This is a genomic window from Martelella sp. UBA3392 (genome assembly GCF_002358775.1).
In the GTDB taxonomy this organism is placed as follows: domain Bacteria; phylum Pseudomonadota; class Alphaproteobacteria; order Rhizobiales; family Rhizobiaceae; genus Martelella; species Martelella mediterranea.
Genome location: NZ_DEPM01000111.1, coordinates 1 through 7,878 on the forward strand (window position 1 = coordinate 1; position 7,878 = coordinate 7,878).

At 60.5% G+C, this 7,878-nt stretch carries 8 protein-coding genes and 1 pseudogene; 6 read left to right on the top strand and 3 right to left on the bottom strand.

From position 1 onward, the window contains the following. The 5 genes from B4E36_RS08070 to B4E36_RS08090 all read left to right on the top strand — a co-directional run. Positions 1 to 612 (top strand): magnesium chelatase domain-containing protein (locus tag B4E36_RS08070; protein ID WP_345900215.1); only part of this gene is annotated, 612 nt, incomplete at its 5' end. Positions 613 to 678: 66 nt separating this feature from the next. Further along, complete coding sequence (locus B4E36_RS08075) at positions 679 to 1,269, top strand: CvpA family protein (protein WP_292057451.1); 591 nt, start codon at positions 679 to 681, stop codon at positions 1,267 to 1,269. A 53-nt stretch (positions 1,270 to 1,322) separates the two neighbouring features. After that, on the top strand, positions 1,323 to 2,813 hold the full coding sequence (purF, locus tag B4E36_RS08080) for an amidophosphoribosyltransferase (protein ID WP_292057454.1): 1,491 nt from the start codon (positions 1,323 to 1,325) through the stop codon (positions 2,811 to 2,813). Between the two features lie 20 nt (positions 2,814 to 2,833). Beyond that, positions 2,834 to 3,577, top strand: a complete 744-nt coding sequence (locus tag B4E36_RS08085; RefSeq protein ID WP_292057455.1) for an SDR family NAD(P)-dependent oxidoreductase — start codon at positions 2,834 to 2,836, stop codon at positions 3,575 to 3,577. A 12-nt stretch (positions 3,578 to 3,589) separates the two neighbouring features. Then, entirely contained in the window at positions 3,590 to 4,153 is a 564-nt protein-coding gene (locus tag B4E36_RS08090) for a DUF1349 domain-containing protein (protein WP_292057457.1), read from the top strand. On the opposite strand, the gene B4E36_RS08095 is transcribed toward B4E36_RS08090, so the two are convergent. The 3 genes from B4E36_RS08095 to B4E36_RS08105 all read right to left on the bottom strand — a co-directional run bounded on the left by B4E36_RS08095 (position 4,154) and on the right by B4E36_RS08105 (position 7,241). Then, entirely contained in the window at positions 4,154 to 5,305 is a 1,152-nt protein-coding gene (locus B4E36_RS08095; protein ID WP_292057459.1) for an MFS transporter, read from the bottom strand. A 202-nt stretch (positions 5,306 to 5,507) separates the two neighbouring features. Beyond that, the gene (locus B4E36_RS08100) at positions 5,508 to 6,146 is read right to left on the bottom strand and encodes an outer membrane protein (RefSeq protein ID WP_345900216.1); all 639 of its coding nucleotides are present in this window, start codon (positions 6,144 to 6,146) and stop codon (positions 5,508 to 5,510) included. 387 nt (positions 6,147 to 6,533) lie between these two features. Next, a complete protein-coding gene (locus B4E36_RS08105) occupies positions 6,534 to 7,241 on the bottom strand; it encodes an outer membrane protein (protein ID WP_292057461.1) in 708 nt (235 codons plus the stop codon). 388 nt (positions 7,242 to 7,629) lie between these two features. On the opposite strand from B4E36_RS08105, the pseudogene B4E36_RS08110 reads away from it, so the two are divergent. Next, a pseudogene (locus B4E36_RS08110) lies at positions 7,630 to 7,878 on the top strand (cysteine--tRNA ligase); the annotation flags it as partial.

Genomic DNA, 7,878 nt, shown 5'->3' on the forward strand with positions numbered 1-7,878 from the left:
TTCGAAATGGGCGACAAGGGCCTGCGCGAGGTCGCCAATCCCTCCGAACTGTTTCTCGGCGAACGCAACGAGAAGGCCCCGGGCGCGGCTGTGTTCGCCGGCATGGAAGGCACCCGCCCGGTGCTGGTGGAAATTCAGGCGCTGGTCGCGCCCACCTCGCTCGGCACGCCGCGACGCGCGGTGGTCGGCTGGGATTCGGCACGGCTTTCGATGATTCTCGCCGTGCTGGAAGCCCATTGCGGCGTCCGGCTCGGCAATCACGATGTCTATCTCAATGTCGCCGGCGGCTATCGCGTCACCGAGCCGGCCGCCGATCTCGCGGTGGCGGCGGCGCTGATTTCGTCGCTGGCCGGCCTTGCCCTGCCCGCTGATTCTGTTTATTTCGGCGAAATCAGCCTGTCCGGCGCGATCAGACCCGTCGCCCACGCCGTTCAGCGACTGAAAGAAGCCGCAAAACTCGGCTTTTCCAGTGCCGTTCTTCCGGCCGGCACGGTTGAAATTGCAACAGTCACGGGAAACGGGTTAAAAGGATTCGAGACTCTACCGGAGCTTGTGGCGGAGATTGCGGGCGGAAAAATGGTGGAGCGTACGAATGACGACGGCGATTTTTGAGGTTTCCGGCGTCGATCCAACCAGAATCTGGCCGCAGGCATGGCCGAAAGACGAGCGGAGCAATGAATGCCAGTGACCCTGTTTGACCTGATCGTCGTTTTGGTCGTTCTGTTTTCCGCGCTTCTGGCCATGGTCCGGGGTTTTTCCCGCGAGATCCTGGCGCTTCTGGCCTGGGGCCTGTCCGCCGTGATCGCCTATCTCGGCTATCCCTATCTCGCGCCGATGCTTCAAAATCTGCTCAGCGATTCGCGTCTGGCGATGGCTGCCGCCTTCGCCATTATTTTTCTGGTGGCGCTGCTGCTTCTTTCGCTGGTTACAACGCGATTTGCCGACTATATTATCGACAGTCGCGTCGGCGTGCTCGACCGTTCGCTGGGTTTCGTTTTCGGCCTCTTGCGCGGCGTTCTCATTCTGGCCGTCGCTGTCGCCTTCTGGAACTGGCTGGTCGGCGACGCGCAGAGCCCGGACTGGATCAGGAACGCGAAGTCCAAGCCGCTGCTCGATATACTGGCCGACAAGCTCGAGGCTCTTCTGCCGGGCGGCGAAGAGATCGAGACTTATCTTGTGCCCGCGCAAGGCCGCGTGGTGGCCGAAATCGATGGTAAGACGATTGTGATCCTTCCGCCCGATGTACAGGCTTCGACCGAGACTATATAAGTCGATATGAATTTACAGCGGACCGCCCTGCCCCGCCTTATCCGGACCAGATGATGAGCACCAGTTTTGACGTGAGCGACGATTTCAGCATTGATGACGATACGCTGCATGAGGAATGCGGCGTATTCGGCATTCTGGGCCATCCCGATGCGGCGGCGCTCACCGCGCTCGGCCTGCATGCGCTTCAGCATCGCGGCCAGGAGGCGGCGGGCATCGTGTCCTATGACGGCCAGCAGTTCCGCTCCGAACGCCATCTCGGCCTCGTCGGCGACCACTTCACCGATCCCGCCATGCTGGAGAGCCTGAGCGGTTCGATGGCGATGGGCCATGTGCGCTATTCGACCACCGGCGGAACCGTGCTGCGCAACGTCCAGCCGCTGTTTGCCGAACTCGGCGTCGGCGGCATCGCGATCGCCCATAACGGCAATTTCACCAATGGTCTGTCGATGCGGCGCAAGCTGATCTCCGACGGCGCGATCTGTCAGTCGACCTCCGATACCGAGGTGGTGCTGCACCTCATCGCCCGTTCGCGCGCCAAGACCTCCTCCGACCGGTTCATCGATGCCATCGGCCAGATGGAGGGCGGCTATTCGATGATCGCGATGACCCGCACCAAGCTGATCGCCGCGCGCGACCCGACGGGTATCCGCCCGCTGGTGATGGGCGAACTCGACGGCAAGCCGATCTTCTGTTCGGAGACCTGCGCACTCGACATTATCGGCGCGAAATTCATCCGCGATGTCGAAAACGGCGAAGTGGTGATCTGCGAAGTCCAGCCCGACGGCTCGATCTCGATCGACAGCCGCAAGCCGGCGCTGAAGCAGCCGGAGCGGCTCTGCCTGTTCGAATATGTCTATTTCGCGCGCCCGGATTCGATCGTCGGCGGCCGCAATGTCTACCAGACCCGCAAGAACATGGGCTTCAACCTCGCCAGAGAAGCGCCGGTGGAAGCCGATGTCGTGGTGCCGGTGCCCGATGGCGGCACGCCGGCCGCGATCGGCTACGCCCAGGAAAGCGGCATTCCGTTCGAGCTCGGCATCATCCGCAACCACTATGTCGGCCGCACCTTCATCGAGCCGACCCAGCAGATTCGCGCCTTCGGCGTCAAGTTGAAGCATTCGGCCAACAAGGCGGTGATCGCCGGGGCCCGCGTGGTGCTGATCGACGATTCGATCGTGCGCGGCACCACATCGGTGAAGATCGTGCAGATGCTGCGCGAGGCCGGCGCCAAGGAAGTGCATATCCGGGTCGCGAGCCCGATGATCTACTATCCGGATTATTACGGCATCGACACGCCCGACCGCGACAAGCTGCTCGCCAACAATCACGAGACGCTTGCCGACATGTGCCGCTTTATCGGCGCGGATTCGCTGCAATTCCTGTCACTCGACGGGCTTTACGAGGCTGTCGGCGGCCAGAAGCGCAACAACGCGCTGCCGCAGTTCACCGATCACCAGTTCACCGGCGACTACCCGACCCGTCTGCTCGACAAGGAGCATGAGGGCGAGTTTTCGAGAGTAGAGCTTCTGGCCGGCAACGGCTGAAAACACTTCCGGAGCATACCATGTCCAAACCACTCGAAGGGCGGCTGGCCGTCGTGACCGGCGCCTCCCGCGGCATCGGCTATTTTACCGCGCTGACGCTCGCAAGCGAAGGCGCGCATGTGATTGCCTGCGCGCGCACCGTCGGCGGGCTGGAAGAACTCGATGATGCGATCAAGGCCGATGGCAATGGTTCGGCCACGCTGGTGCCGATGGATCTTGCCGATATGGGGGCGATCGACCGGCTCGGCGGCTCGATCTTCAAGCGCTGGGGCAAGCTCGACATCATGGTCGCCAATGCCGGCGTGCTCGGCGTCGTCTCGCCGCTCGCCCATGTCGAAGCCAAGGTGTTCGAACAGGTCATGACCGTCAATGTGACCGCCACCTGGCGGCTGATCCGTTCGCTGGAGCCGCTGCTGACGCAGTCGGATGCCGGGCGCGCGGTGCTGCTGTCCTCCGGCGTCGCCCATACCTGCCGCCCGTTCTGGGGGCCCTATGCGGCGTCCAAGGCCGCCGTCGAGGCCCTGGCCCGCACCTGGGCCGGCGAAACCGCTCATACCGGGCTCAAGGTCAACAGCGTCGATCCGGGCCGCACCCGCACAGCGATGCGCGCCCAGGCGGCACCCGGCGAGGACCCGATGACTCTGCCGCATCCAAGCGAGGTGGCAGCCAAGATCGTCGGGCTGACGCGGCCGGATTTCACCGAAAGCGGCAAGCTCTATTCCGTACGCGAGGATCGCCTCAAGGGCTATCAGCTACCGCAATAAGGGGACCGGCCGATGCGCAAATGGCTGAACGAGCCGGCCGAGTGGTCCGCGGATGACGCAACGCTGACTCTCGTCACCGAAAAGGCGACCGATTTCTGGCGCGAGACCTTCTACGGCTTCACCCGTGACAGCGGCCACGCCTGGCTGGAACCGGTCACCGGCGATTTTTCCGCCAGTCTCACCGTCAGCGCCGATTATCAGGCGCTTTACGATCAGGCCGGCATCATGCTCAGGATCGACGAGACCCATTGGATCAAGGCCGGGATCGAGTTCACAGACGGCCTGATGCATTTTTCGACGGTCGTGACCCGCGATGTCTCTGACTGGTCGGTGATCCCGCTTCATTCAGCAACGCCGGAAACGCCGGTTTCTATCCGGATCACCCGGCATGACGATGCCGTTCGTGTCCAGTTTCATCTCGGCGACGGAAAATGGCAGATGGCGCGGCTTTGCCCCTTCCCCGCCGCCGACGCCATGGTGGGAATGACCGCCTGCACGCCGGAACGCGCCGGGCTGAAGGTGCGCTTCAGCGCCTTCGAGGTCGGGCCGCCGATCGCACGACAGCTACACGACTGATCAGATCCGCCGGATGCGCCAGTTCAGAATGACCGCGACCGCGACCAGAATGGCGGCCATCAGCGAAACCGCGCCGAAACCATCAGCCGCATAGAGCGCGCTCATCAGCAACGGCCCGCAGAACACGGCGATATAGGTCGCGGTGATATTGAAACCGATCAGAATGCCGCGAGCGGCAGGATTGCGCCCCGCCAGGCGCAGCACGGTCAGGTTCAACCCAAAATGGTTGAAAAAGCCCAGAGCGAGCGTTGCCAGCAGCGCACTCCAGAATGCCTGCGTGGCAAAGGCCAGCACCAGATAGAGCGCGCTGGAACATGCGAGGATATAGGGAAACACCCGCGCCGGACCAAGGCGATCCACATGCCGCGCGGCGACGCCGCCGAGCCCGAAACCGATGCCATAGGTCAGGGCCGCCATGCTGGCCGCCGAGGCGCTGATGTTCAGCGTCTCGCGCATATGATGGCCGAGCAGCGCATAGGTGCCGTAAAACGCGCTCATGAAGCACAGGCAGGTGACCAGCAGGCTGCGGACCCCGACAATGCGCAACACCTGAAGTCTGGCCGGACCCTTCGCGCGGTCGGGCTCAATCGGCCGGGAGGGTCGGAACATCGCGAAGACCACGGCCTGCAGCGCGGCAATGCCACCGAGCGCGAAATAGGCGGTGCGCCAGTCCAGCATATCGCTGAGCGCCGCAGAGAGCGGCACCCCGAGCATGAGGGAAAGAGACCAGCCCGACAGCACGATGCCAAGCGACCGCGCGCCCGCGCCTTCCGGAGCGATCCGCACCGCCTCCGAATAGATCGCCGGCAACAGGATGCCTGTCGCCAGGCCGACCAGCGCCTGACCACCCGCCAGCCCCTGCCAGACCGGCGTGACCGCCGATCCAAGGAAACCAAGCGCCATCACGACAAAAGCCGCTGAAAACACCAGCCGCGCATCCGATCGGTCGATCACGCCCGAAAGAAAAAACGCCGAAATGCCGGTCGCCCCGCCGAAAGCGGAGATCGACCAGGTAATCGGGACGGCGGTGGTGTTCAGCGATGCGGCGACATCGCTCAGGATCGGGCTGAGGATGAACGAATTGGCGCCGATCAGAAAGACGCCGATAACCAATGCGGCAAGCCGCAGCCGGAATGTGAGCGGATTTGGCAAGGAAGGACCTGTGGCAAGTGATTCACGCACGACCATTATCGTCCGATCACACCGACACGCAACCCGCCCTCCGGCGCGGCTACCATCTCATCGACCGGTCAGGATGATCAGACGATCACTGCGATCCGCCTGACTATCCCTGTCCTTCGGCGCGCCGGGGTTTCAGAAAACCGGATTCCGATCTCCGCCCGACGCCCTTGTCTTAAAACTTGTAGCCGAGGCCGACCTTCACGACGCTCTGCGATGCATCCATGCTGAAATTGGGGTCCCAGCTGAAGCTCTTGTCGTATTTCGGGAAGTCGCTGTAGCGATACTCGATGCGACCGAACAGGTTGTCGTTGAAGGCATGTTCGATGCCCGCGCCTATGGTCCAGCCAAGAATTGCCTGTTCGCCGGTGTCGAGCGAATAAAGCGCTGTCGAGCCGACCACCTTACCGCTGGCAACTTCGCCGCCCGCCGTGGCATAGATCAGGGTCCGGTCCATGGCGTAACCGAGCCTGCCGCGCAGCGAACCGGCCCAGCCGCGCTCGAACTTGCCCACGGCCGGTTCCGGCGCGCCGCTGATGATCACCTGAACCGACTGATCGTCCGAGTGACCGAAATAATCGACTTCGCCTTCCACACCGACGACGACATCGTTCGAGAGCTGGTAGTTGTAGCCGAAAAAGGCCCCGCCGACCCAGTTGTCGAAATCAAAACTGTTATCGACGAGGCGGTAGGTATCGGCGTTGGCCTGCGTCCAGTGATAGCCGAAGTTGGCACCGAGATAAAATCCGGTCCAGGTGAAGCCCGGCTGTTGGACAATGACGACATCCTCAACGACCGGCGGCGTATAAACCACGTCAGCCGCCTGAGCACCGATGGCGGGTACGAACGCCGCCGCGAGAATTGAAATTCGCTTGATCATTTTATGCACCCTTGTTGCTCTTTCAGATTAAAAGGTAGGGCAGAGGGTGCATTAGTATAGTTTAAATTAGATTATTATTTTCGGAAAGGCAGTCACTGGTACATAAAAAGCACACGTACATATCTATCTTATTGATTTATAAAAAGAAATTATGAATTCTACCTTAAGTAAAACCTTCCTGATATACTACTTTAAATCGATCTTCGCCTATAGGGACGCGATCGCGGCGCAAATCTGCCGGGCCAGAGTTGACGCCCGGCATCAACAACCGGCAGCACGCGACCGCCCTGCACTTCCAGCCAATGCGAGGAGCGGTCAGGCCTAGAACTTGTAGCCAAGACCGGCTTTCAGCAGGCTCTGGCTTGCGCTTATGCTGAAATTCGGATCCCAACTGAAACTATGGTCGACCTTCGGATAATAGGAGTACCGATACTCCAGCCGAGCGAACAGGTGATCGGTGAACGCCTGCTCGATGCCCGCCCCGGCCGTCCAGCCGAACATGACCTTCTCGCCGGTGTCCAGTGAATAGCTCAGCGCACTGCCGGTCACGCTGCCCGTGGCCACCTCGCCGCCGGCCGTGGCGTAGATCAGGGTCCGGTCCATGGCGTAGCCGAGCCTGCCCCTGACCGAACCGCCCCAGCCAAAGTCGAAATCGCCAGTCGCGTTTTCAGGCACACCGGCAATGATGACCTGGAGGTTCTCACCGCTTACGCCGTCCGCATAGTCGAACTCGCCCTCCATGCCGAGTACGATATTGTTTTTAAACTGGTAATTGCCCCCGAAGAACCCGCCGGCCAGCCAGTTGTCGAGCTGGAGATCCCTGTCCACCAGACGCCAGGTATCGACATCGGTGTCGGTCCAGTGATAGCCGGCCACCGCGCCGAGATAGAAACCGGTCCACTTGAAACCGTTTTGCTCGCTCACAGTGATTTCGTCGAGAACCGGCGCAGGCGCAATCACGACATCCGCAGCCTGAACTGCCACGGCCGAAAACAAGACCCCCGTGCAGATCATCACTCCCTTGAACATTGCAATTCCCCTTCTTTTCCATCCAAGAAATAATGAAAGCAATATTTCTATATTATGGTTAATTATTTATTTATATTACTTTTTAGATTTCCTAAAATTGGATTATATATAAATATTTGTTAAATAATATTTATTATTATATTGTATATAATGAAGATATACATTACGAATTTCTTTTATATCTTCGGCCTTACGAATCATGCCTACAGGCTTGACGCCCCGCGCCCTTCCCGGCATAACTCCGCGCATGAACACGGCCATCTGCACGATCTGCATCATTATTCGCTAGCGCTTCGCTGGCCGGCCGTTCTTGTCCTGAAAATCCATCCCAGACAGACGACCCGGCTCAGGGGCGCGGCTCGTCATTACGGATTTCGGGAGAGACGACATGGGCAATGCCCTCAGACTCTACAACACGCTGACCCGCGAGAAGCAGGCTTTCGAGCCGATCGATCCGGACAATGTGCGCATGTATGTCTGCGGGCCGACGGTCTATGACTTCGCCCATATCGGCAATGCCCGCCCGGTGATCGTGTTCGACGTGCTCTTCCGGCTGCTGCGCCATCTCTATGGCGAGGACCACGTCACCTATGTCCGCAACATCACCGACGTTGACGACAAGATCAACGCGCGGGCC